Consider the following 24,940-nt stretch of genomic DNA (forward strand, 5'->3'; position numbering starts at 1 on the left):
GTAGTCGGTATCGGAATTCTCCGACACCGACTACCGAGGTCACTCTCAGGCTACAACCGGCCTAGACGCCCTTGTTCGGCAGCTTGTCGTATTTGTATACGTTCTTGTTGTAGAAGCGGTTCTGCCACCACATCGTGAACTGTCCTTCCGGACGGACCAGAGCGGAGTCACCCTGGCTGTTGATGTAGAAGGTATTCGACGCCCGGCACGCCGAACGGTAGCCGGTCTTCTCGACCTTCTGCACACACTTGTGCCAGTAGTCGAGGTGCGGTTCCTTCTTGACCTCGATACGGGTGGCGCCACGCTTTTTCGTTTCTTTGATCGCGCGAACGATATGCGCACACGCCGCCTCGATGTACGAGTGGTAGCTACTCGGGGCATAGCCGTACGGGCCGGTCGTCATGAAAGCATTCGGGAAGAACGGTCCCGACACACCTTGGTATGCCTGCATCCGATACTTCTCCCAGTACTCATGCAGCACTACTTCATCGTCGCCGAAGGTGTTCTCCGCGTCGTAACCGACGACGCGGAAGGGAGCGAATGAACTTGGCTCGGCGACCTGGAAACCGGTGGCGCAGATGATCGCGTCGAACTCATGCAGATCGTCCTTGCCGGTAACCAGCCCCTTCTTGTCGCCACGCGTGATCGGATCGGTGACCAGCGTGACATTCGGGCGTTTGAAGGTCGGGAAGTACTTATTCGACACCGACGGACGCTTACAGCCGATCGGGTAGTTCGGGGTCAGCCGCTTGGCCAGATCCCAATCAAAACCGACGTTCGCCCAGATCCAGGCGCGCTGCACTGGCTTGACGAAGAAGGTGCCAAACGGCAGCATCCATGGCTTTGCCAACTGCACACCACCGCCGACGCCGAGGGAAATGACACCGCCGGCGACAAATCGGATGATTTTGCGCAGGAAGATCCGGTTCAGTACGAACTGCGTGAACGGTCCGACCTTCCAGTCGGGTTTCGGTGCGGCCCAAATGCCGCGACGCTGGAACACGGTCAGGTGACCGGCGATCTTGGCAACTTCCGGGACGAGCTGCAGCGCAGAAGCGCCCGTGCCGATTACCGCGACATTCTTACCCTCCAGCGAGTAACTGTGATCCCACTGGGCGGAGTGCATGACTTTACCCTCGTATTTCTCAATATCCGGGATGTCGGGCAGGCGCGGAATTTCCAGACCGCCAACGGCCGCGATTACAAAACGAGCGGTGAACTTGTCGCCTTGCTCGGTTTCGATATGCCAGATGTGGTTGTCTTCGTCCCAATGGCCGCCCTTGGCGCCGGTGTTGAGCCGCAGCTTCGAGCCCAGGTCATTCTTGTCGACCAAACTCTGCGCATATTTCTTCAGCTCCGAGCCCGGCGCGAACACTCGCGACCAGTCGGTGCGCTGATCAAAGGAGAAGCTGTAGACCAGCGACGGCACGTCGACCGCCACGCCCGGATAGGTATTGGCCCACCAGCACCCGCCGACTCCACTGTGCTTTTCGAGAATGACGATGTCGGTGACCCCGATATCCTTCAGTCTGATCGCCGCGCCCAGGCCGCCGAAACCAGCTCCGACGATCGCCACTTCAAAATCGGGGGTGAGCGGTTTCGACGCGGGTTTAGCGGCTGCAGCTGGCGCATTTGCAGTCTTCTCCGCAGCGGGCTTCCTCGCTGCCGCAGGCTTCTTAGGCACCGGTTTCGAGGCGGGCTTCGCCGTCGCCGGGTTAGTACTCGTGGTCATGCCAGTCCTTCCAAGGATCGGATGGTTCGATGGCATTGACCATAACGTGTCTCAGACAGAATTGGAAAGGATTCGTCAGCGCTATCGCCGGGCCAGTACCCCAAAGAGATCCAAGGGCAGTCACCAGCTAGGCTATTCTGCCATATCTGCCCCAGACAGACTCCCTTAGTCCTTATCCCCGGAACGCCGCCCGCGTGATCACGCCGACTACGACCGCGGCCAACCCAACGCCACCGACGATGAGAGCGACATGAGTAAGGTCGTCGAGCACTCCGTCAATGGTGATCTCGGCGACCTGGCGGGCACCGCCATCAGTTGCCGACACTTCTTGTTTGGCCCGATGAGCCAGCAGCGTCGCCAATCCCCAGGAGACCGCCGCCGACACGACGGCGCCGACTCCGAGCCAGGCGAGCACGGTCCCGCGCCGTCGGCCTGCCAGCAGAGCGAGCATCGCGGCGACGATCCCGACGACCACACTGATATAGGCGATCTGCGTAATCTGTTGGCTCACACGGTGATAACGTCCAGCCTCCAAGCCGTCACCCGCGTCCCGAGTGATCGGAACGGTGATCGGACCGGGAACCTTCACTGTGAGGCCAGTCGACGCGATCACTCGGTTGACCATGTCGGTCAGGTCGAGTTCCATCGCCTTACCCTGCTGATCGGGCGATGCTTCGTTGAACAACCAGCCGTGCTCTTGGCTAGCGATGTCGACAAAATCCGCCTTGAACTGCGGACTTGTCGTGTACGCCGACGCGATCGGCTTGGCGACGGCGGTCGGAACTAGACCGTTGGATCGGGTGACCACCTGATTGACGATCTCGTCGGCCATATACGACTGCACCTGCGAGTTGTCGGCCATCGTCGCGGCCGTCGAGGAAAAACCCTCGGGGTCGATGACCCGTTCCTTGATCCAGAGCGAGGGCAGTGCAACGATAATTGCCGCGATGGCGACCAACGTCGCCAGGCCGCTTACGAAACTACGCACTCCAACTAGGCTACTCACCCACCAGATCGCGGGCACGGCCGACGATCAATGGGTCAGGTTGGCCGACGAATTCCTCGTTCTTGCCGTCGTAATCGAACAGGCTGAGCACATGCCGCATCGCGTTGAGACGAGCTCGCTTCTTGTCATTGCTCTTGACGATTGTCCACGGAGCGTGGTCGGTATCGGTTGCGGCGAACATCTCTTCCTTGGCCGCGGTGTATCGATCCCACTTGTCCAACGACGCCAGATCCATCGGCGAGAGCTTCCACTGGCGTACCGGATCGATCTGGCGGATGGCGAACCGGGTGCGCTGCTCAAGCGGTGTTACCGAGAACCAGAATTTGACCAGGTTCACGCCGTCGTCGACGAGCATCTTCTCGAACCACGGCACCTGCTGCAGGAACAGGCTGTGCTGCTCATCCGAGCAGAAACCCATCACCCGCTCGACGCCCGCACGGTTATACCAAGAGCGGTCGAAGAAGACCATCTCGCCTCCGGCCGGGAGATGCTGGATGTAGCGCTGGAAATACCATTCGGTGGCTTCGCGCTCGCTGGGCTTCTCAAGTGCGACGATATGCGCGCCGCGCGGGTTGAGGTGCTCGTTGAAGCGTTTGATGGTGCCACCCTTGCCCGCGGCATCCCGTCCCTCGAATACCAGCAAATGCCGCTGGCCGGTCTTCTTGGACCACTTCTGCAGTTTGAGGAGTTCGATCTGCAGACGTCGCTTGGTGACCTCATACTCGCGCCGACTCATCCGCTCGTCATACGGGTAGTCCTCGCGCCACGTATCCACGACGTTGCGTTCAGGCAGCGTCAGCAGGATCGGGTCGTCGTCATCGTCGTCGTTTACCGCGAAACCCGAAGTATCGGCGAGGTCGACGAGTTGCTGTAGCGCCTCGCGCCCGGACACCGCGCTGAAGTCGGGTCCGACTAGTTTCAACTCATCCAGATCAGTCACAACCCAACGGTAAGCAGGAACGGCGAACGGTACATGTCTTCTGAGTGAACACGACCCGTCTCAGTTCTGGTAGTACAGCGATCCTGAACGCACGCACATCTTTCCGGTCGAACTCTCGTACGCCGCCGCGAATCCGCCGACACATGCGGTTCCGTTGGGGCTGGCATAGGCCTGGCCCGCCCAGCCGCCGATCGCGACCGCGGTAGCTCCGCGCTTAGCCTGGGCGACCGACTGTGCGGACGGGCCCGTCGTCAGTGAGTAAGCGTTGCCACGAGTGTTGGCTCCGGCCAGTGCGGTCGAACCCGGTTGGAGATTGCGGGCATGCGCGTTGCCGCCGTTGTCGGCCACCGAAATCGCGGTGCCTCCCGACGAGGAGTCCTCGGCGCTGGCCCGGCTTCCCTTGCCCGCAGTCGCGGCGCACGCACTGTTGCCGACGATGCGCTGGACCCGGTGGCCATTCTCGACATTGCAGGATGTGCCGGCATTCGCGGTACCGCCACTCAGCGTAAGCAGAAAGGCCACCCCGGCAATCGCCATCGTCGCGCCAATGAACCGCGCTGTGCACTTTCCAAAACTGTTGGTACGCAATGCTTTACACTCCTCACCGAACCAGCCCCACTGACCAGTCAACGCCTGCCAGCCTACCGATACAACACGGCGCGCGGTGCAACGATGAGGTTACGACCACGCGCCGGATTCCCGTCACCGGTGAGGACATCCGACTTAGTCGGCAGCGCGACGCTTCACCTCGGCCGAAAGGCCCTTCTTCGCGGTGTCTACTGCAACCTTCTGAGCCTGTCGCACAATGAGTCCCGGCAATTTCACCTTGAGTTCGACCTCAAGCTCGAACTTGACGTGCGCACCGCCACCCTTACCCTCGGTCACCGTGTAGACCCCGTGCTGAGAACTGAGCTGATTGCCTTCGACAAGATCCCACGTGCAACTGTTCTCGGTCCAGGTGTAGTCGAGCAGTTGATCGTCGGAGATCGGCCCCAACGACACCGACACCTGCACCCGCTTCGGCGCGCCGTCGTCATGCTCTTCGATTACCGTCGCGGATTTGTGCGGACCCGACCATTCGGGAAGGGACTCCACATCCATCAGAACTTCCATAACCACCGAAGGCGGTGCATCGACGTCGAATTCAGTTTTCGCGGAAACAGACATGCCCCGAAACCTACCATCGAGCACGACCCGTCCGGAGCAAAGCTGACCGAGCCCGTAAAACCCGTTCAGCGCTCGCGGTCGATCAGGCTCACCGGCCATGCCTCGTCGGGAATATCGGCCAGCGCGCACGGTTGATCCACCGCAGTGAACCACCCTCGATAATGGAGCACTTCGCCGATCACCGGGTTACGCACGATTGCATCGCAACGGAACCGTTGCCGCACGTCGTCCCATCCTTCGGTGTACTTCATCTCCAGGACGAACGGGCCTTTCATCCCGAGTTTGGGGCCGCGTAGCCAGCGCATCGGGCCGCTCTCGAGCAACAAGTCCCCACGTTCGGTTGCCGACGCCCGCAGTGGATACAACAATTCGGGACCGTCGCCGAAGTAGTCGACCAGACCTTCTCGCCCCGATACCAACACCGAGTTGAGTTTCCGTGTGCCAGAGGTGTATTCGAAGGTCCGCAGTACCGCCAGGCATTCCCGGCCCAGTTCGTCGACATAGCAGTAATTGTCTTGGGTAAACGGCACCATACGACTTGACTTGCTGGGCAACGCATTTCGATTCCCGTAGTACCAGGTGATCGGTGGCGGTACCGCGGCCGAGATGTAGATGGACTCCATGATTCCGGTCAGCTTTTGCGCGACCGCCGAGGTCGAATCGATCCCATATCGCCACTGCATATTCGGGTGTAGCCGCTCGAAGTCGGAGCCCAAGGCGGCACGATAGACCGGCGTCATGGGGTTCTCCTCACTGTTCAAGGGGAGAACTTACTACGCGACACCCACGCTCAGGTAGCGACTGCCGATTCGCAGAGTGCCTGCAACTCGACGATCACGTCATCGAGCGGAGTGACCCGTCGCTGCGTCTGACACAGTCCGACGGCTCCCTCGATGGCGGAGATGCTCAGAATTGCCAGTGATTGGGCTCGCTCACGCGGCACGCCGTCGTCGGCGAGGCGGTTGGTGATTAACGCGGTCCACTCGGCGAAAATCTCTTGGGCCTCGTCTGCGACGGCCGGTTCCGCATTGCGGGCCAGGCCGCCGGCTAGAACCGGGCAGCCGAACTGGAAGTCGCTGTCGATGAGCATCCGACGCCATACCGCTCCGATGTCGGCGACGGTTTCGGCTGGGGAGTCCGTTCGCCGACCCGCGATCCGACGCGCGATGAACTCCCCCGCATACCGCACCGCTTCGACCATCAGCTCCGATTTTCCACGCGGAAAGTGATGGTAAATCGAACCACGCGGCGCCTTACTCGCGGCGAGGACATCACCAATCGACGTGGCGCTCACACCGTCGCGGCCGATCAGATCCGCAGCACTGATGACCATGCGCTCCCGAGGGCCGCGTGCATCACCCTGGTCGGCAACTGGAGTCTCGGTCATCTGGACTCACTTTCATCCGCTGGACTATCTATGTCATCATACATAGCCATGCAGACAGATTCACCATCAACTCCCGAATCGGCACCATCACACACCGCCGACCCGCTTAGTTTCTCCGGACTGGAACTGATGCGGGCGTGGGCCGCTAATCCCGGCCTGGACCACCCGAGCATCGGACGCCTACTGGGCATGCGACCGGTGTCGATCGACGAGGGCACGGTAAGTTTCGCGGTCACCCCCAAGCCTGACTTCGCCAACCCGCTGGGCAGCGTGCACGGCGGCATCTGCGCCACCCTGCTCGACTCAGTGATGGGCTGCGCCGTCCACACCACCCTGCCTGCAGGCGTTGGATATACAACCCTGGAACTGAAGGTGAACTACATCCGGACGGTCTCGGTCGACGCCAGCGATCTGACCGGCGTCGGCACCACCATCCACGTCGGCCGTCGGACCGCGACCGCCGAGGGCAAGGTCTTCTCCGCCGAAGGGAAACTAGTCGCCCACGGCACCACGACATGCATTATCTTGCGCTGAGATATTTCTCCCGCAACTGACGTTGAACGGCGACGTCGAGACCGAGGCCATCGGTGAAATAGCTTGAGATAGAGCCGAATTCGCGGTCAACCTCGTCGAAGGCGTTGTCCAGGTATGCCGTACGCACACCAAGAACGGGCAGCAGTAATTCGGGGTCGCCACCGGCTTGGCCGAATAGCTTGAATACTTCGGCGAACGATGGCACCAGCAGGTCGTTGGTCAGCAAGTAGTCGGCGTAGACATCTTCCCGCGCTACGCCGAGCAGGCTGAGCAATGCCGCTGCGCCCCAACCAGTTCGATCCTTACCCGCCGTGCAGTGGAACAACGCCGGGCCAGGGCGGGCAGCCAAACCGGCGAAGAAGTCTCGATAGCCGGCGCGAGCACTGCCGTAGGTAACCAGACCTCGATAGGTCTCACCGATCGATTTGCCGACATCGTTCGACGCGAGTTGCTCGGAGACCTGGGCCGCCGTGTCCGGGTCCGCGAACAGGCCCATCAAGTTTGCGGGTACCGACAATTCAGCGTCGGCCAAGACATCTAGCTGGATATTGTCAGCACCGTTCAGCGAGGGGTCGGGAGCGGCGTTGATCTCATCGGTGGTGCGGAAATCGTAGATCGTCGTCAGGCTCAGCCCATCGACGTACCCGCGGTCGGCGTCACTCAAATCGGACAGATGATTCGAGCGGAACAATATGCCGCGAATGACTTCACCGTCCGGCGTCGACCAGCCGCCGAGATCCCGGAAGTTCGCCAGTGTGGACAACAACGAGGGCTGGTCAGCAGACGTAGACATGGTGCCATTCTTCCCGAACTCGATCCGCGGCCGACAACAACACTGGCCGGCCACTCGATATGAGTGACCGGCCAGCGTGAAACGCGTTCTGTGCGTTAGGGTTCTGAGCGGATCAGAAGCCCATGCCGCCCATCTCGTCGCCACCCGGCATTGCCGGTGCGGCAGCCTTCTCCGGCTTGTCAGCGACGACAGCCTCGGTGGTGAGGAACAGAGCAGCGATCGAAGCCGCGTTCTGCAGCGCCGAACGGGTGACCTTGACCGGGTCGTTGATGCCAGCGGCCAGCAGGTCCTCGTAGGTGTTGGTGCCGGCGTTCAGGCCGGTGCCAAGCGGCGAGTTGCGGACCTTGTCGGCGACAACGCCGGGCTCGAGGCCCGCGTTGATGGCGATCTGCTTGGCCGGAGCCTCCAGTGCGACGCGAACGATATTCGCACCGGTTGCCTCGTCGCCTTCCAGCGAGAGAGCGTCAATGGCCGACTCGGACTGCAGCAGAGCCACGCCACCACCGGCGACGATGCCCTCTTCGACGGCAGCCTTGGCGTTACGCACGGCATCTTCGATGCGGTGCTTGCGCTCCTTGAGCTCGACCTCGGTAGCAGCGCCGGCCTTGATCACTGCAACGCCGCCGGCCAGCTTGGCCAGACGTTCCTGCAGCTTCTCACGGTCGTAATCCGAGTCGCTCTTCTCGATCTCGGCACGGATCTGTGCAACACGACCGGCGATGGCGTCGGCGTCGCCGGCACCCTCGACGATGGTGGTCTCATCCTTGGTGATGACGACCTTGCGAGCGGTACCCAGCAGCTCCAGACCAGCGGTCTCCAGGGAGAGGCCGACCTCTTCGCTGATGACCTCGCCACCGGTGAGGATAGCGATGTCGGCCAGCATGGCCTTGCGACGGTCACCGAAGCCCGGTGCCTTGACGGCGACGGACTTGAAGGTGCCCTTGAGCTTGTTGACGATGAGGGTCGACAGAGCCTCACCCTCGACGTCCTCGGCGATGATGACCAGCGGCTTGCCGGCCTGGATAACCTTCTCCAGCAGCGGCAGCAGGTCCTTGATGGTCGACACCTTGCTCGAGACGAGCAGGATGTACGCGTCTTCGAGGACAGCTTCCTGACGCTCGGCATCGGTCACGAAGTAGGCCGAGATATAGCCCTTGTCGAAACGCATGCCCTCGGTGAGCTCGAGCTGCAGGCCGAAGGTGTTCGACTCCTCGACGGTGATGACACCCTCGTTGCCGACCTTGTCCATCGCCTCGGCGATCAGATCGCCGATCGACTGGTCACCGGCGGAGATACCCGCGGTGGCAGCGATCTGCTCTTTGGTCTCGATTTCGGTTGCGCTCTTGAGCAGCGACTCGGTAACAGCCTCGACGGCCTTCTCGATGCCGCGCTTCAGGCCGAGCGGGTTGGCGCCGGCTGCGACGTTGCGCAGACCTTCGCGAACCAGGGCCTGAGCCAGAACGGTAGCGGTGGTGGTGCCGTCGCCCGCGACGTCATCGGTCTTCTTGGCGACTTCCTTGACCAGCTCTGCGCCGATCTTCTCGTAAGGCTCCTCCAGCTCGATCTCCTTGGCGATGGAAACACCATCGTTGGTGATCGTGGGGGCGCCCCACTTCTTTTCCAGAACGACGTTGCGACCCTTAGGGCCCAACGTCACCTTGACAGCGTCGGCGAGGGCGTTCAGGCCCCGCTCGAGGCCACGGCGTGCCTCTTCGTCGAACGCAATGATCTTGGCCATTGGTAAGTGATCCTCCGGATACGGGGTGACACTAGGTTTCTTATGGCCGGAACTCGGTGCCCGCGACGGACGACCGGCGTGTCAAACGGACCGATCTCACCGTCCCGACCTGGCACTCACGGTCGTAGAGTGCCAGTACCGTTTTAGCACTCGAGTGCCGAGAGTGCAAGGCGATGGGTGTCATTCGTGCGTACGCACTGCCGACGATTCGGTCGACCTGGCGCAAGGCGGCAGATAGGGTCATCGGCGTGAAGATCGCCATCATCCTCATCGTCGCGTTGCTCGCGATCATCGCAGTGTTCGTGATTTTCAATTTCCTCGGGAACCGCAAGCTTCGCCTCGCAGAGGAAGAAGCACTGCGCAACCGCACCTACCGCCCCGGCGATCCGTTCTCCTCAGCCGACGACGACGCCGTGCACGGCAATCCGCGAGACCTCAAACCGAGTGACCTGATCGAGATTCGCGGCGAGACTTTCGCGGTCCGCGGGACGATGCGCCTCACCCAAGACGGCTATGTCTGGACAGAAAATTTCATCGACACCGGCACCGGCCGCAAGGCCTGGATTTCCGTGGAAGACGATCCCGACCTCGAAGTCGTCCTGTGGCAAGAACTTTCCGGCGTCGTCGTCACGCCGGGACCGCCGACCATTGATCTCGACGGACGCCGCTACGCTTTCGATGAAGCTGGCAACGCTCGGTTCACCTCGGCCGGGACGACGGGGGTTTCGGGTACCGGCAATATGGCCTATCAGGATTATCAGGCGGGGAATGATCGACTGTCCTTCGAGGACTACGGGTCCGGCTGGGAATGCGCCCGTGGCGAAGTGCTCAGCCATGCCGAATACCGCATTTATCCGTCCAACCCGGCCCCCGAGGCGTGAGGCACGCCAGATGACGATGCACACATTGGCGGTGCCCTATGCGGACACTCGCGCCGAACAGCTGACCCTTGCCATCGGCGAACCCGCATTGCCCGCACTCGCCCAGCACGAATGGCCATTCGGCGATATCATCATTGATCTGCGCCTGTTGGGGGCAAGCCACCAGGTCATCGTCTCCGACACCGACACCGGCACGTTCTCCGAAACCGTCGCGTGCTTGCCCGGTCGGACCGAATCCCTGCCAACCGAATATCGCGACAGCCGATACCGATTCGACGCCGAGATCACGGTCGTCTCCGACGCTGCCTTACGCGAGACGGTGGACCGATTGACCGCGCACGCAGATACGGCACACGCCGCCGACGCTCCCGTTCTCATCGCCCGCTTCCCGCGGGACCCGCTCGCGGTGACCGCACTATTCGCTCAGTTCGACGGCACCTTGGTGACCTGGCAAAGTTGGCATGTATATCCGCAATCCGGCGAGGTCGTAGTGACCCAATCCCAATTGGATTGCGCCGCATGACCACTCCTGATCCACGGCGCAAACTATTCATCGTCCGCAACATCATTGTCGGTGTAATCGTCGTGATTGCGGGCTTGTTGATGATCGGATCATGCGGCAGCGGGTCCACCAGCGCGCGTAACTACATCTCGGGCAATTATCAGCGCGACGCGTCGCTCGACGAATCCAATCAGACCGCATATATCGCCGACGGCACACCGGATTCGGTGGCGTCAGCGATCTCCAACGCGGAGCGACCGACCGACTCCCGCGCCGGCGCCACCACTACGGGCAATCTCGCCGGTACTCGATTTCTGCAGTACCCGGACTATCTGGTCGCGCTGTTCCCTTATGCCGCAGGCAAATCCAAGGTGATGTTGAGCAAGGACTACACCTCGGGTTATCACCACTACCACAACTACGTCGGCGGCTACTGGGTTCCGACGCCGCACTACTCGGGAACCGGATCAGGTAACCGGGGCGGCGGAAGTGGCAGCGGCAAATGACACCACTCACTTCCATCAACACTCCGACACGTCAACCTGCTAGGAGCGCACCGTGCTGACTCGAATCGTTGAGAATTCCTATGCCGCAGCGGCTTACAGCGCTTCGGGTATCGCCTTGATGGTCGCGTCGTTCGCGGTCGTCGATCTCCTAACCCCGGGCAACCTACGCCACCAACTGTGGTTCGACCGCAACCGCAACGCGGGAATCCTGGTCGGGTCGAACCTCGCGGCCATCGCCCTGATCATCGTCGCCGCGATCACCGCGAGCGAGGGCCGCCTCGGCGAGGGCCTGCTGTACACGGTCATCTACACCGCGATCGGGATAGTGCTGATGGCGATCACCTTCTTACTCATCGATCTGGTGACGCCCGGCAAGCTCGGCGAACTACTCGTCGACGAAAATCCACATCCCGCGGTCTGGGTGCAGGCGGTGGCGCATATCGGTATCGCGCTGATCATCAGCGCATCCATCCTGTGACGGTCGAATCACCGACGGTCCCCAACGCGCGGTTCGCCCGCGCAGCCCTGCTCGGCGTGGTATTCGTCTGCGCCGCATGCGGTCTCGCCTACGAACTTGCGCTGATCTCCCTCGGCTCCTTCCTGATCGGCAATACCGCGACACAAGCATCGATCGTGTTGGCGGTAATGGTGTTCGCGATGGGCGTCGGCTCGTTGGCCGCCAAACCCCTGCAACGCCACGCTGCCGCGGCGTTCGCGATCATCGAACTGGCGCTGGCACTGTTGGGCGGACTATCGGTCCTGGCGCTCTACGCCGCGTTCGCCTATCTGTCGATCTATACCTCGGCGCTGATCGTGGTCGCGTTCGTGCTGGGCCTGCTGATCGGCGCCGAGATCCCGCTGCTGATGGTCCTGCTGCAGCGAATCCGTAAGCAGGAGGCCGGTTCTGCGGTCGCCGACATGTTCGCCGCCGACTACATCGGCGCACTGATCGGCGGCTTGTGCTTTCCATTTCTTCTCCTGCCCTTCTTCGGGCAATTACGCGGCGCCCTCGTCGTCGGTCTGGTCAACGCTGCCGCCGGCGCGTTTCTGATCTTCGTCGTATTCGGCCGGGTCTTGAGCCGCCCCAAGCTGATCGCGCTAGGCACGGCGACCCTCGCGGTCGTCGCGGCGCTCATCGCCGGACTCGTCATGTCCGGATGGTTCGAAGTGACTGCGCGCCAAGCCCTGTACCGCGATCCGGTGGTCGCAGCCGAGCGCACCGCCTATCAAGACATTGTGATCACCGAGCGTCGCACCGCCCTTGGCCGCGATACTCGGCTGTTCCTCAACGGCGATCTACAGTTTTCTTCGATCGACGAATACCGCTATCACGAAGCCCTCGTACATCCGGTCATGTCTGCGCTTCCCGCACGCGGCGGCTCGGTGCTGGTGCTCGGCGGCGGCGACGGACTCGCCCTGCGCGAGGTTCTCACCTACCCGAACCTCGGCCCCACCACGCTCGTTGAGCTGGATCCGGAGATGGTCCGCCTTGGCCGCACCGACCCTCGGCTCACTTCACTCAATCGCGGGTCGATGAATGACCCTCGCGCGAATATCGTTACCGCCGATGCCTTTTCCTGGTTGCGCGACAACCAGAGCCGCTTCGACGTCATCATCATCGACATGCCCGATCCCGACGAAACCGCAACGGCGAAACTGTATTCGGCCGAGTTCTACGCGATGGTGCGCGGTCATCTCGCCACCGGCGGTCGAGTCGTCGTGCAATCCGGTTCACCCTATTTCGCGCCGCAGTCGTTCTGGTGTATCGGTTCGACACTCGCCGAGGCCGGCTTTCAGACCACGCCTTACCACGTCGATGTCCCATCCTTCGGCGACTGGGGTTTCTACCTAGCCGGATTTCAAAGACCGTCGCTGACAATGACGGCGCCGCGCGAGACTAGATTTCTAACCCCAGCCGTCCTCGCCGCCGCAGGCGTCTTTCCCGCCGACCGCCAACCGCGTCCGACGCCACCGTCGACGTTGATGGACCCACGGATCCTGCGCTACGCGCAATCGGAGTGGACGGCGTACTAGAGCGGGTAAGTTCATCACCCATGAGTCCGCAAGTGGCCGTGGCGCTGGCCGCGATGGCACTCCTGACCATCGGCGCCCTCGTCGTTATGGTGCGGACCCGTCGTGTGGTGACAACGCCTACCGAGCGCGCAGTCCATGCCACCTTGCAGACCGCAGCCTTGGCCGCCCGATCTCTGCGCTCCGGACTCACGCCTCAATCGGCGGCGGACGCCGTGCCACATCTTCGCGAGTTGACCGGTGCAGCGGCCGTCGCGGTCTACGACGCCGACATCGCGCTGCTGGCGACCGAATCCTCAGACGGGGCGGTGCCGGACAACATCATCAGCATCTTCGACGACGCCGCTCGCGCGGCCCACGCGGGCGGACGTCGCGTCCTGAACTCCGACCTGCCAACCACATCCGCACTGCGAGCGATCATCGCGCAGCCACTCATCGCCGATGACGAGACCGTTGGCGTACTTCTGGTTGCTACCAACCACTCGCCGGGCCCCGGACTATTCGGCGCGGTCGCCGAAGTCGCCCACTACGCGTCGAGTCAACTCGAGCTCGCCGAACTCGACGCATCGCGTAGTCGTCTCGACCGCGCCGAGGTCCTTGCCCTACGCGCTCAGATCAGCCCGCACTTCATCTACAACGCGCTCAACACCATCGCATCATTCGTCCGGACTGATCCTGATCGCGCTCGCGAATTGATCCTCGAATTCGCTGACTTCACGCGCTACTCGTTCCGCGCGGCAGGCGAATACACACTGCTCGCCGACGAGTTGCGCAATATCGACCGCTATCTCACACTCGAACGCGCCCGATTCGGTTCAGCACTGACCGTCAGACTTCATATCGCACCGGAAGTGCTCAACGTGGTCTTGCCATTCCTGGCATTGCAACCGTTGGTGGAGAACGCCGTTCGACATGGCCTCGCCGGCAGACGACATGGCACTATCACGATCGTGGCGGCTGACGCCGGATCGGACTGCGCAATCAGCGTCGAAGACGACGGCGTCGGGATGGACCCGGAACTGCTGCGCTCGGGTGCCATCGACGCACTGACACCATCACCGAATCCAAACCCCGACAGTGGGGGTGCCCATGTTGGCCTCGGCAACGTCGACCACCGACTACGCGCCGCGTTCGGCAACGACTATGGCCTGGTTGTCGAGACCGCCCCTGGCGCGGGGACCAAGGTCGGCATGCGAGTGCCGAAATTCCGTCCGGGAGTTGCGGTGTGATCCCGATGAGGACTAGAAAGGATGTTCGATGGCTTCGCTAGTGGTGTTAGCGGTCGACGACGAGCCGCCCGCACTGGACGAGCTGCGATATCTATTGTCTCGGCAGGCAGGCGTCGGCACGGTCACAACTGCCGCCGATGCCAATGAGGCGCTGCGCCTTCTCAACTCACGCCATTTCGACGCAGTATTCCTCGACATAAACATGCCGGGACTATCCGGGCTCGAATTGGCGGATGTACTAACGAATTTCAGCCACCGACCGGCGGTGATCTTCGTGACCGCCCATGACGACAAGGCAGTCGACGCGTTCGGTGTCGGCGCGGTCGACTATCTACTCAAGCCGTTACGCGAGGAACGGCTGGCGCAGGCGATCGCCCGGATCGAACCCACCGGCACCTCGACAACCGATGGTTCTTCCGGGGTCATCCCGGTCGAATTGGGCGGCGTCACTACGCTGGTGCCTCGCGACTCCATCTCCTGGGTCGAGGCGGTCGGCGACTACGCGCGTCTACACTCGGCCTCGGGAGCACACCTGGTTCGAATACCGTTGTCCACCTTGGAATCCCAGTGGCGAGATCACGGATTTCTACGTGTCCACCGCTCCTATCTGGTGTCGTTACCGATGGTGACCGGAATGCGGACCCGCGGATCGACGACGCTGGTCAGTCTGCGCGACAATGGTTCTGCCGTAGCGATCGACCTACCGGTCAGTCGGCGTCAGGTTCGCGACCTCAAGGATCGCCTGGTGCGCGACCCGATGCGGTCCTACCGCGGCCGCGGCCAGGGTTCGCCGTGAGCGAGAATCCCAAACCCGTTGTCGCCCAGCGTGAACGCGTTGTACTGGCTCATCGGCGCGGAGCGCGGATAGTCCGCACACGCGTCGAGGTACAGGAACAGACCGAGATCGGCGACGTCCTGGTCCGCGGACTGGTCCGCGCGCAACTCGGACTGGCCCTCCGACTCGGCGCGGCAGTGCTGGTCATCTGCGTGGCGGTCGCGATCATCGTGGCAACCGTTCCGCCGATCGGCACCGCATCGGTCGCCGGGATTCGGATCGTGTGGATCACCATCGGCCCGTTGCTATTCGGCGTTCTCTACGGCGTCGGCCGACTCTATCTGAGGTTGGCGAATCAGGCCGAGCACGACTTCCTCGGCGTCGTCGATGACGGCGGCTCGGACGAGGGCATCGACCGGTGAGGGCAGACGTGTCAACTCTTACCGCGGTCGCGTTAGTGCTCGCGGCGGCGGCAACCATCGCGGTCGGCGCCTACGGCGGACGTCTGGCGCGCACCACTTCGGACTTTCTGGTGGCCTCCCGATCGGTCGGCGCGCGGCAGAACGCTGCGGCGATCTCCGGCGAATACCTCTCTGCGGCTTCATTTCTCGGTGTCGCCGGTCTGATCGCCAAATACGGCACGGATGCACTGTGGTATCCGGTCGGCTTCACCGCGGGATACCTGGGACTGCTCATGTTCGTCGCGGCGCCGCTTCGCCGGTCGGGCGCGTATACCGTGCCCGACTTCGCGGAGTTCCGGCTGGGTTCGACGCTGGTGCGACGAGTCGCGATGATCGTCGTCGTGGCGATCTGCACCTTTTATCTGATCCCCCAGTTCCAGGGCGCGGGACTGACGCTGAACATCCTGCTCGGCCTACCCGTGTGGGCCGGTGCCGCCATCGTCGGCGCCATCGTGATCGTCAACGTCGTGGGCGGCGGCATGCGGTCCGTTACCTTTGTTCAGGCCTTTCAGTATTGGCTGAAGCTCACCGCGGTGGCGATACCGGCGCTTTCGCTCGGCCTGGTATTCCTCAGCGACCGACCGGCGCTGAATGAGACTGCGCCGCCACGGGTTTCACAGGATACGACGGTATCGATCACCACCGACGTCAGATTGACAGTGGTCGATCCGACCGGCGTCATCGTGACCGGAACGCTCGATGGTGTGTCGGTCGTCGACCATCGCATCACAACAGCGGGACGCTATGAACTGAGCGAAGACGCAACGCTCTCCCTGCGCGCGGGTTCGGCGACGCCCGTCGTCGCAGGTGCCCCGGCATCGGGCGAACGATGGTTAGAGCCTGGCGGCGGCTTTGGCGCTTCGGGCAATCGGGCTCTGTACCAAGTTCTTTCACTCATCCTTGCCACCTTTCTCGGCGCGATGGGCCTTCCACATGTACTCGTGCGCTTCTACACCAATCCGGACGGCAAGTCCGCGCGGCGGACCGCCCTTACCGTCATCGCGTTACTCGCACTGTTCTACTTATTCCCGATCGTCCTGGGAGTGCTTGCCCGCCTTTATGTTCCACAATTGCTCATCACCGGCAGCTCCGACGCCGCGGTATTGCTGCTACCAGCGGCCGCTGTCGGAGGCATGTGGGGAAGCATGCTCGCGGCGCTGGTCGCCGCGGGTGCGATCGCGGCATTCTTGTCGACATCATCCGGACTTTTGATCAGCGTTGCGGGCGCACTGTCCACCGATGTCCTGCGCGGCCGCATCAGCGACTTTCGCTGGGTCGCCGTCATCGGGGGTGCGGTCCCGGTCGCGCTGGCCGCCGCCACGACCTCTCTCGAACTCTCTCGCACCGTCGGACTGGCGTTCGCGGTCGCGGCGTCGACCCTGTGCCCTTTGCTGGTATTGGGAATCTGGTGGCGTCGTCTTACCTCGGCCGGCGCGATCAGCGGGCTTATCGTCGGCGGCTCGACGTCCAGTATTGCTGCGGTACTAGCCGTTTCAGGGATTTTGGACAACAACTCAGACGGCTGGGCCGCGGTAATCATCGGGTATCCCGCTGCGGTGACGGTACCGTTGGCGTTCGCGACAACCGTCCTGGTCAGTGTGTGTACATCGTCGCGCGCTCCGCGCGACGTGTCGCGAATATTCGCGCGAATGCATGTGCCGGAACGTCTGGGAATGGGTCTGGAGCGGCTCCCCTGACCGTTCACCGATTGAGAACCGCCGTTCGTCGCGCAGTCCGGCTTGTCTGACTCATCGCATTCGAATGTCATTCCAGTGTGACTCAGATCGCAATAGCCTCCCTTGGTAGCCCAGACCACGCAGCACAGGAGGCCAAGTGTCCACAATCGAACGGTCCAGCTGGCCGGCTGATCCGCCGTCGCCGACACCCCAACAGTTCGTTGAGATCGACGCGAGCCCCGAGTTCGCCGACCTCAAGCACACACTTCGTTCGTGGGTCTTCCCGATGACCGCGTTCTTCTTGCTGTGGTACGCGGTATACGTGCTGCTCGGCGCGTTCGCACACGACTTCATGGCGATTGAAGTATGGGGCAATATCAACGTCGGCATCATCCTGGGCCTACTACAGATAGTCACGACCTTCGTGATCACCGGACTCTACGTCCGTTTCGCCAACTCCAAACTCGATCCCAAAGCCGAAGCTATTCGCACCCAAGCGATGGCCACCACGGGTCACACCGATGGAAACGGAGCCAACGCATGAATACACCAGTTACGCATCTCGCCGCCGATACCGTCGGCAATCCGATCGCCAACATCTCGATTTTCGCGGCCTTTGTCGCGATCACGATGTTCGTGGTCATCCGAGCAAGCCGCAACAACAAGTCCGCAGCCGACTTCTTTACCGGCGGAAGATCTTTCACCGGTCCGCAGAACGGCGTCGCGATAGCTGGCGACTATCTGTCCGCCGCGAGCTTCCTCGGTATCGCCGGGGCCATCGCGGTATACGGCTATGACGGCTTCCTGTATTCCATCGGCTTCCTGGTCGCCTGGCTCGTCGCACTGTTGCTGGTAGCCGAATTACTGCGCAACACAGGCAAATTCACGATGGCCGACGTCCTGAGCTTCCGACTCAAGGAACGGCCGGTCCGGTTGGCCGCGGCCATTTCGACGCTGGCCGTATCGCTGTTCTATCTGCTCGCTCAGATGGCGGGCGCCGGCGGTCTCGTCGCACTATTACTCGACATCGAAGATCGCACCGGCCAGTCGATCGTGATCGCGGTGGTCGGCGTCCTGATGATCGTCTACGTGCTTGTCGGCGGAATGAAGGGCACCACCTGGGTGCAGATCATCAAGGCGGTCTTGTTGATCGCTGGTGCGGCACTGATGACCGCTATCGTGCTGGTCAAGTTCGGCATGAATTTCTCCGACCTGCTCGGGTCGGCGCAGGAAGCCATTGGCGGGTCGTCGGACGAGGCCGTCGCGGCCCGAGACGTGCTGGCACCGGGGGCACAGTACGGCGGTTCCACGACGTCGAAGATCAACTTCATCTCGCTGGGTATCGCCCTGGTGCTCGGCACGGCCGGTCTACCGCACGTGTTGATGCGCTTCTATACCGTGCCGACCGCCAAGGAAGCTCGACGCTCGGTGGTGTGGGCGATCGCGTTGATCGGCGCCTTCTACCTGTTCACCCTGGTGCTCGGCTACGGCGCGGCAGCCATCGTCGGACCCGATCGCATCCTTTCCGCAGCGGGCAAGGAGAACGCCGCAGCGCCACTGCTCGCCTTCGAATTGGGCGGCGTCGTACTTCTCGGAATCATCTCCGCAGTCGCGTTCGCGACGATTCTGGCCGTCGTCGCGGGTCTGACGATTACCGCGTCGGCATCGTTCGCACATGATATCTACGGAAGTGTTATCAAGCGCGGCAAGGCAACTGAGGCTCAGCAGGTCAAGGTGTCACGGATGGCCGCGGTGACGCTTGGCGTACTCGGCATCGTGCTGGGCATCCTGGCGAACGGGCAGAATATCGCCTTCCTGGTCGCTCTCGCGTTCGCGATCGCCGCGTCGGCGAATCTCCCGACGATCATCTACTCGCTGTACTGGAAGCGGTTCAACACCCGAGGCGCGCTGTGGAGTATCTACGGCGGCCTGACCGCAACGATCGCGTTGATCATCTTCTCCCCCGCCGTTTCCGGCGGACCGAAGTCGATGATTCCCGATGCCGACTTCGCCTACTTCCCGCTGGCGAATCCGGGCATCGTCTCGATCCCACTCGCCTTCGCACTAGGCATCATCGGCACCCTGACCTCCCCGTCGGATAAGGGTGATCCGGCCCGCAACGCCGAGATGGAGGTGCGCTCACTGACCGGACTCGGCGCCGAAAAGGCTGTGTCCCACTAGTTTTGGAACGTGGCAATTCGCAACTGCGCCGACTTCTATTGACTTGTAAGTGTTATCGGCTATAATCGAACATAATAACGATCAAGGCTACGCAGGTAGTGGCCCGTTGATATTTCAGATGTGGGAAGCACTGTTGATGAGGCGCGTTGGCGTCTGAATGTCCGACGCTGTTTGTTCTCATATTCGGAGTGTTCGATGGTTGCTTCTTCTGCCCCGCCACCGCGTGTTACGCGGGCGCGGTACGCGTGGGCCACGTCGGGTCCCCCTGTGATCGGTATCGACTTTGATCCGGCGCCAGTTGAAAGCTCTTGTGCCATTGGGCATGTCAACGATCTGATCGATGTGATCACCACCTGCCGTGCCGGACAATCATTGTTGTTGTGGCAGCAGTACCGCGCCCTGGCCGCCATGCACGATCAGTTAGCGCCAGGCAGCGGTGATCATGATGCTCGATTGATTGCTGAGCACAATCAGGTTGCTGCCCGCTATGCGGTCACCAGATCCATCGGACAGGCCACGGCAATGCGACAGCTGAACGAGGCTTTGGCAATGGTCTACCGGCTGCCGCTCGTGGGTGAACAACTACGCGACGGTGTCATCGCCGCCTGGCAGTTCTCCCGGATCGTGACCCGCTCGGATCTGATCGACGGCCGTGGGTATCGACACGACGTGGATGCCGAAATCGCCACAAGGCTTGGCAGAAAAGGCAGTTGGTCCGCTCGCAGACTAGATGCGCTGGTCGATTCGGCAATCTTCCGCCACGACCCCGACGCCGTCCGACAACGCCACACCGACGCCAAAGCCGCTCGTAACGCAACCATCGATCCGCTCGCTGATGGGATGGCCGAATTGCGCGTGACTGCAACCGCAGAAGACACCTGTGTCGCCATCACCGCCATCGACCAATTAATCGCCACTGTCTGCTGCCCGAATGATCCCAGACGTCGTGGGGCGCAACGCGCGGACGCCATCCTTGCGTGACTCAACGGAACCCCGTTCGAATGTGACTGCGACTCAACAGACATCAGCGCGCCGTGCACTGGCGAGCCCGACACCGTCGAACTATCGCATGCCAACGTGCAGATCGCGTTGCAAGTGATCACCGATCACGCCACGCTCACCACGCCAAACGCCGACGTCCCGGACGGTATGGGCTACATCGATGGGCACGGGGTGATCATTGGTGAGCAAGTCCGCGACATCGCAAACAGACCTGACTGCCGTCAGAGCGCGGTACCACCCAAACCCGCACACCGACAACGCCTTTCGGCAGACACTCCCTCCCATCCCCCTGCTTACCTTCTGACCCCTACCGCTTCAGTACTGCCTTCGATGCGTTCATTCGTGTCCGGGATTTGGGGTGCACGATGCCCCGGCCGCGATCGACCCGCCTGGAAAACCCAGTTGGATCACTGTCGCGAATACAACCAACAAAACCCGACCGAGGGTGGCCGCACCGAAGCAACAAATGTGGCAAGTCATTAAACAGACCCCTGAATCGACGGTCCAGCTTGCGTGTCAGGAGTGCGTTCACTACGCCCGACCCGGTTGCGATCTGGTTAGGCGAATGGATCAGTTCCGTGGGCGCCCTTTCGGGAACGCTGAGTGATCTTCTTTACAAGGCCGTCCCTTGCTTACGGACCTGCTGTTGTTTTGTGGGCGAGTTTGTGTGTGGCGGATAGGTGGTGGCGCTGGCGGTAGGTGGCGGCGGTGAGTGTGGTCCCGTCCTCGTCGTGGTGCAGTTTGAGGTGTGCTGCGAGGTTTCGGAACCATAGTCCACATTCGTGGCATTGCAGACGGGCACCGTCGTCGCCGAGGTGGCCGTGGCGACTGATGCGATGGGGTGCGGTGACCGCGCAGAGGTGTTCATCGGTGCGGTTTCGGGTCATCGCTGCCCACACGACTTGTCCGGTGCTGCCCAGGAGGCCGGCTAGTTCATAAGGGCCGAGGTGTTCGCGTGCAGCATAAATGATTGTCTCGTCCCATGATGAGAATCCTGCCGCGTGTAACCGGTTGTGCCACCACGCTTCTCGCCAGGTATCGGGGCCACGAAGGGCAACATCGGCGTCAAGTGTGTGGCGGTGACGATAGCTGTGCACAGTGAGCGGGTTATCGTCGTTGTCGGTGTGGGAGGGGATGTGTTGATCGAGCATCTGAAACCACAGTCCGCACTCGTGGCATTGCAAACGTGTCCCGTCATCTTCCAGATGGCTCGTACGACTGCGTATCAGTGGGCGGGTCGCGGCGAACGGATCGGTAAGGCTCCCGATCCGCAACCGATCAAGCACGGTGTCGCTTTTCGCACCGAAAATTTTCCCTATTTCGGTGGTGGGGGTCGAGAGCGTCGAGTTGGGTGGCAACCTCGGCGGTGAATTCCGAAATGTGTTCGCGGTGGCGGGCATGTCGCATCCACTGCAACACTTCTTCGTCGGCGTTGAGGACGGTGCCGTATTGAGCGTGGTGTGCTGTGATGCGGTCGAGCCATCGTTGCGTCGGGCTACGCAACGTTAGCCCGGTGCTGGCGGCTGCTTGAACGGTCACCGACGGATAAGCCCCGAGTCTGCGGGCGATCGCGGCCCAGGACCCATCATGGTGTTCGGCCCATTCAATAGCGTCTTGCCAACACGACCAAACCTGCCGCTGCCAGACGACCCGACCATAGGTCGTATGCGGCCTGCTCGAAAGGCACCAATGCTGGCCCTGACATTGCGGGCCCGGCCTGTTGGAAACCTACCCCCGCCGAGGACGTACTACGTGTTGAATAGCGTTGTAATGCGTAGGCGCGCATCTGATTTCGGCGTTGCGCACCAATTAGCGGTGTGCGTGCACCCAACCCCCATTGTCTGCGGTACTCCGAGGCCTCAATGCGGTGCCCCAATGCGAGGGACTGGCCAAATTCACATACCAACCGCCACACTCATGCCATTGCAACCGCACACCATCAGAGGCTAAAAACCCCGGACTTGACTCACATCGCTTCGACACCCTCCACACGCTAAACCGCCCACCACAACCGCGCGACACACGACCCAAGCAGAGCGAGCACGAAAGTGTCGCGTCTGACGGTGCGTATGCATGGTCTTCGACGTTTCAGAGTTTCCCTCCACAAACATTCGGTGTTCTATGTCACATTCAGTAACGCTTGCGTGCCGGATCGTACCGTGATGAAGTTCAGTGCAGAGTCAGTTGGCTATCGCACAGTCTGGGGATATCGGTCACCAGGGGGACCGCGATACCGCACATAGGGTCAAGGGGAGTTTCAGTGACATCACAACATCCGCCGGTGACGTTTCGGTCTAACGGGCAAGGACAAACCACTCGTTCGCGGTATCGATCACACTTTGTGGGGCTGCTGACAGTGTTGGCGGTACTAGCCAGTGTGGCCGCGAGCCTGGCCGTTGGGGGCGGTGCGGCCTCAGCGCGGGCGCACCCCACGCGTGATGGGCACACCATCTACTTAAATACCTACACCGTCAACGCCAAACCGATCTTCATCGAACGCCGATGAGGCTTGCGGGAAGCCCGCCAATATCGTGGTGGGAGTTGCTCGACACAAGGGTGACTTCTTCTTTTCTGACTCGTGCACCGCGGGATACAACCACGGCCACAACGGCATGTTCTACACCGCGACCGACACTGAGGAAGCGTCCGATGAGAAGGGCGTGCATTACGTGAGGGACGCGGCGTACGGAAAACGAGTGAATCCCAAGAAATACGAGGTCGGGGTGGATCAATCCGATCGCGACGAAGCAGCGGAATACGCACGCCGCCAAGACGGCAAGGGCTATAATAAAGTCTTCACATTCAACAAAATACAGGGCGAGAACCCCAACACGTTCAACTGCTCGCAGCTTATCTGGGCCGCGTATCGCTACACGGGCAACAACATCGAACTCGGCATCAAAGGCAAAGCAGCTGTTTATCCGAAGGAGCTGACCGAATCAAAATACGCGCACGGATACTGACATGGTGACACGGATTTCCGTGAATGCGGCGAAAGCGGCTGGTCAATCATACGCCAAGACAATTTCATTGATCCTTGCCGCACTCCTCGCAGGATTGATCACTGTAGTGGGGTGTAGCTTCTCAACTGAGACCTCAGTGCCGGGGCTGTCGGATCTCTTGGGGCCCGAGGTCTCGCGCATTCCACAGGGTGCACGAGCGGCGGTACTTGTCGGCCCTAGCGCTTTTGAATTCTCATACGACTCCGTGGCGGACGCCTCATGGCTCGTGTTTGTCGATGACGAATTCAAGCCGATTGGGCATGTGCACCGAAAAGGAATGTTCAGAGCGCAAATTGTCCGTTTCGGCAATTCAGGCCTAGCATTTCCCGATCGAACTACTACAACCCTAATCTCCACTACGGGCACGCGGAACATTCCGCTGTCAAGTACCGGTATGCTCGCTGACGGCACCTCCACTCGGACCGCAACCGGCGAAGCCTTGCTGTGGCTAGATATAGGGCGCGGGAAAGGCGGCGGACAGTACACAACTAACCTAGCCAGAATCCGTGCCGACGGTACGACGACCGAAAGTCGCATTGACGGCCGGCTCGCGTCAACAGGTTACTGCTCGAGCCACTACGCAATCATTGATGCGTGGACCACGGCAACCTATCACCTGATGAAGGTCCCTGCCAGCGGCCCGGTCGAGCATGGAACACGGTGGTCAGGGCAACCCTACGAGAACGGCCCCGCCGCATGGTCGTGCGCAGGTTCAAATTCGGCTACGGCACTGATGTCAGACAATCAGTATCCTCTGACCAAAAATCCGCCTGGCATTGCGCTCATCAGTATGGACTTGTTAACTCTGACATCGCGGTCACTCCCCAGTAGCGCCGCCGCCACCATCCGCTCCGACAGTGACTTCCGCGAGTTCCTCAAGACTCGGCGAACAATAACAGCCTCCGGCGACACCTGGTGGGATACGGCACACGGACGCGCGTTCGTACGTCCTGACGGATCTGTAGTCGAGACACGCGATGGACAGAACTACAATGCCCTGTTCACTCTCAGCACTCCGCACACTGCGATTCAGTCCGTCGAAGCAGCCGACGCTACTCGACCAGGCCAGCTGATCGCTATCTCCACGACCGCCAGCTCACCCGATCAGACGCCCACCTACGTCATCAGTGATGTCACACTTAAGGCCACGAGTCCGAGCATCCGCAATGTGCACGTACCGTGGATCGCCGAAACGATCCAACGACTACCCCAAGCAACAGTCCAAGACATCGCACAGATCCCCTAAATCCCCACCCATGCGGTACTGGCCCGTCGATAGCAGTTAACAACTATGGTACCGACCATCAACGCCGAAATTCCCGGTCCAAGCGGCACGAAACATTCCACTTCTTCGCCGCTAGTCCGCAGGGCAAGCAACAATCAACGTCACGAAGGTG

Annotated in this window: 26 protein-coding genes; 16 read left to right on the top strand and 10 right to left on the bottom strand. The window is 61.4% G+C overall.

The window, feature by feature from the left end; translation table 11 throughout:
• Positions 1-61: 61 nt before the first annotated feature.
• The 7 genes from AAFP29_RS06390 to AAFP29_RS06420 form a co-directional block, all read right to left on the bottom strand.
• Positions 62-1,732, bottom strand: coding sequence for a flavin-containing monooxygenase (locus AAFP29_RS06390; protein ID WP_419216518.1), 1,671 nt, complete (start codon positions 1,730-1,732; stop codon positions 62-64).
• Positions 1,733-1,904: 172 nt separating this feature from the next.
• Positions 1,905-2,720 carry a hypothetical protein gene (locus tag AAFP29_RS06395; RefSeq protein WP_419216519.1) on the bottom strand — a complete coding sequence of 272 codons (816 nt, stop codon included), beginning with the start codon at positions 2,718-2,720 and terminating at the stop codon, positions 1,905-1,907.
• Between the two features lie 10 nt (positions 2,721-2,730).
• Positions 2,731-3,678, bottom strand: coding sequence for a polyphosphate kinase 2 (gene ppk2 / locus AAFP29_RS06400; protein ID WP_419216520.1), 948 nt, complete (start codon positions 3,676-3,678; stop codon positions 2,731-2,733).
• A 60-nt stretch (positions 3,679-3,738) separates the two neighbouring features.
• A complete protein-coding gene (locus AAFP29_RS06405) occupies positions 3,739-4,266 on the bottom strand; it encodes a DUF6764 family protein (protein ID WP_419217222.1) in 528 nt (175 codons plus the stop codon).
• A 135-nt stretch (positions 4,267-4,401) separates the two neighbouring features.
• Positions 4,402-4,845, bottom strand: a complete 444-nt coding sequence (locus AAFP29_RS06410) for an SRPBCC family protein (protein WP_419216521.1) — start codon at positions 4,843-4,845, stop codon at positions 4,402-4,404.
• 65 nt (positions 4,846-4,910) lie between these two features.
• The gene (locus AAFP29_RS06415; protein ID WP_419216522.1) at positions 4,911-5,585 is read right to left on the bottom strand and encodes a DUF4166 domain-containing protein; all 675 of its coding nucleotides are present in this window, start codon (positions 5,583-5,585) and stop codon (positions 4,911-4,913) included.
• 50 nt (positions 5,586-5,635) lie between these two features.
• Positions 5,636-6,232, bottom strand: a complete 597-nt coding sequence (locus AAFP29_RS06420) for a TetR/AcrR family transcriptional regulator (RefSeq protein WP_419216523.1) — start codon at positions 6,230-6,232, stop codon at positions 5,636-5,638.
• A 48-nt stretch (positions 6,233-6,280) separates the two neighbouring features.
• On the opposite strand from AAFP29_RS06420, the gene AAFP29_RS06425 reads away from it, so the two are divergent.
• Positions 6,281-6,766: a PaaI family thioesterase gene (locus AAFP29_RS06425; protein WP_419216524.1), complete on the top strand. Its 486-nt coding sequence runs from the start codon at positions 6,281-6,283 to the stop codon at positions 6,764-6,766.
• Here the strand turns inward: AAFP29_RS06425 and AAFP29_RS06430 are convergent.
• Both AAFP29_RS06430 and groL read right to left on the bottom strand, forming a co-directional pair.
• Positions 6,753-7,559 (bottom strand): tyrosine-protein phosphatase, encoded by an 807-nt coding sequence (locus AAFP29_RS06430; RefSeq protein ID WP_419216525.1) that lies wholly within the window; start codon positions 7,557-7,559, stop codon positions 6,753-6,755. The genes AAFP29_RS06425 and AAFP29_RS06430 overlap by 14 nt on opposite strands.
• Before the next feature lie 112 nt (positions 7,560-7,671).
• A complete protein-coding gene (gene groL / locus AAFP29_RS06435; protein WP_419216526.1) occupies positions 7,672-9,297 on the bottom strand; it encodes a chaperonin GroEL in 1,626 nt (541 codons plus the stop codon).
• Between the two features lie 248 nt (positions 9,298-9,545).
• On the opposite strand from groL, the gene AAFP29_RS06440 reads away from it, so the two are divergent.
• From AAFP29_RS06440 to AAFP29_RS06495, 12 genes are all read left to right on the top strand, one after another.
• On the top strand, positions 9,546-10,178 hold the full coding sequence (locus tag AAFP29_RS06440) for a DUF4178 domain-containing protein (RefSeq protein WP_419217223.1): 633 nt from the start codon (positions 9,546-9,548) through the stop codon (positions 10,176-10,178).
• A 10-nt stretch (positions 10,179-10,188) separates the two neighbouring features.
• On the top strand, positions 10,189-10,701 hold the full coding sequence (locus AAFP29_RS06445) for a DUF2617 family protein (protein WP_419216527.1): 513 nt from the start codon (positions 10,189-10,191) through the stop codon (positions 10,699-10,701).
• Positions 10,698-11,186, top strand: coding sequence for a DUF4247 domain-containing protein (locus tag AAFP29_RS06450; RefSeq protein WP_419216528.1), 489 nt, complete (start codon positions 10,698-10,700; stop codon positions 11,184-11,186). Before AAFP29_RS06445 ends, AAFP29_RS06450 begins: the two co-directional genes overlap by 4 nt.
• A 52-nt stretch (positions 11,187-11,238) precedes the next feature.
• Entirely contained in the window at positions 11,239-11,664 is a 426-nt protein-coding gene (locus AAFP29_RS06455; RefSeq protein ID WP_419216529.1) for a DUF350 domain-containing protein, read from the top strand.
• Positions 11,661-13,220: a polyamine aminopropyltransferase gene (locus AAFP29_RS06460; RefSeq protein ID WP_419216530.1), complete on the top strand. Its 1,560-nt coding sequence runs from the start codon at positions 11,661-11,663 to the stop codon at positions 13,218-13,220. The genes AAFP29_RS06455 and AAFP29_RS06460 overlap by 4 nt, the downstream gene beginning before the upstream one ends.
• A 20-nt stretch (positions 13,221-13,240) precedes the next feature.
• On the top strand, positions 13,241-14,446 hold the full coding sequence (locus AAFP29_RS06465) for a sensor histidine kinase (RefSeq protein ID WP_419216531.1): 1,206 nt from the start codon (positions 13,241-13,243) through the stop codon (positions 14,444-14,446).
• A 28-nt stretch (positions 14,447-14,474) separates the two neighbouring features.
• Positions 14,475-15,242, top strand: a complete 768-nt coding sequence (locus tag AAFP29_RS06470; RefSeq protein WP_419216532.1) for a LytR/AlgR family response regulator transcription factor — start codon at positions 14,475-14,477, stop codon at positions 15,240-15,242.
• Positions 15,239-15,643, top strand: a complete 405-nt coding sequence (locus tag AAFP29_RS06475; RefSeq protein WP_419216533.1) for a hypothetical protein — start codon at positions 15,239-15,241, stop codon at positions 15,641-15,643. The genes AAFP29_RS06470 and AAFP29_RS06475 overlap by 4 nt, the downstream gene beginning before the upstream one ends.
• Before the next feature lie 8 nt (positions 15,644-15,651).
• A complete protein-coding gene (locus AAFP29_RS06480) occupies positions 15,652-17,379 on the top strand; it encodes a cation acetate symporter (RefSeq protein ID WP_419216534.1) in 1,728 nt (575 codons plus the stop codon).
• 136 nt (positions 17,380-17,515) lie between these two features.
• Positions 17,516-17,902 (top strand): DUF485 domain-containing protein, encoded by a 387-nt coding sequence (locus AAFP29_RS06485; RefSeq protein WP_419216535.1) that lies wholly within the window; start codon positions 17,516-17,518, stop codon positions 17,900-17,902.
• Entirely contained in the window at positions 17,899-19,539 is a 1,641-nt protein-coding gene (locus AAFP29_RS06490; protein ID WP_419216536.1) for a cation acetate symporter, read from the top strand. Before AAFP29_RS06485 ends, AAFP29_RS06490 begins: the two co-directional genes overlap by 4 nt.
• 267 nt (positions 19,540-19,806) lie before the next feature.
• On the top strand, positions 19,807-20,520 hold the full coding sequence (locus AAFP29_RS06495) for a DUF222 domain-containing protein (protein ID WP_419216537.1): 714 nt from the start codon (positions 19,807-19,809) through the stop codon (positions 20,518-20,520).
• A 653-nt stretch (positions 20,521-21,173) separates the two neighbouring features.
• Here AAFP29_RS06495 and AAFP29_RS06500 read toward each other — a convergent pair.
• Positions 21,174-21,692, bottom strand: coding sequence for a hypothetical protein (locus AAFP29_RS06500; RefSeq protein WP_419216538.1), 519 nt, complete (start codon positions 21,690-21,692; stop codon positions 21,174-21,176).
• A 175-nt stretch (positions 21,693-21,867) separates the two neighbouring features.
• On the opposite strand from AAFP29_RS06500, the gene AAFP29_RS06505 reads away from it, so the two are divergent.
• The 3 genes from AAFP29_RS06505 (at position 21,868) to AAFP29_RS06515 (ending at position 24,789) form a co-directional block, all read left to right on the top strand.
• Positions 21,868-22,050, top strand: a complete 183-nt coding sequence (locus AAFP29_RS06505; protein WP_419216539.1) for a hypothetical protein — start codon at positions 21,868-21,870, stop codon at positions 22,048-22,050.
• Positions 22,051-23,075: 1,025 nt separating this feature from the next.
• A complete protein-coding gene (locus tag AAFP29_RS06510) occupies positions 23,076-23,504 on the top strand; it encodes a hypothetical protein (RefSeq protein WP_419216540.1) in 429 nt (142 codons plus the stop codon).
• Between the two features lie 829 nt (positions 23,505-24,333).
• Positions 24,334-24,789, top strand: coding sequence for a hypothetical protein (locus AAFP29_RS06515; RefSeq protein ID WP_419216541.1), 456 nt, complete (start codon positions 24,334-24,336; stop codon positions 24,787-24,789).
• The last annotated feature ends 151 nt before the right edge of the window (positions 24,790-24,940 follow it).

Source organism: Gordonia sp. CPCC 205333 (genome assembly GCF_048537885.1).
Lineage (GTDB): Bacteria > Actinomycetota > Actinomycetes > Mycobacteriales > Mycobacteriaceae > Gordonia.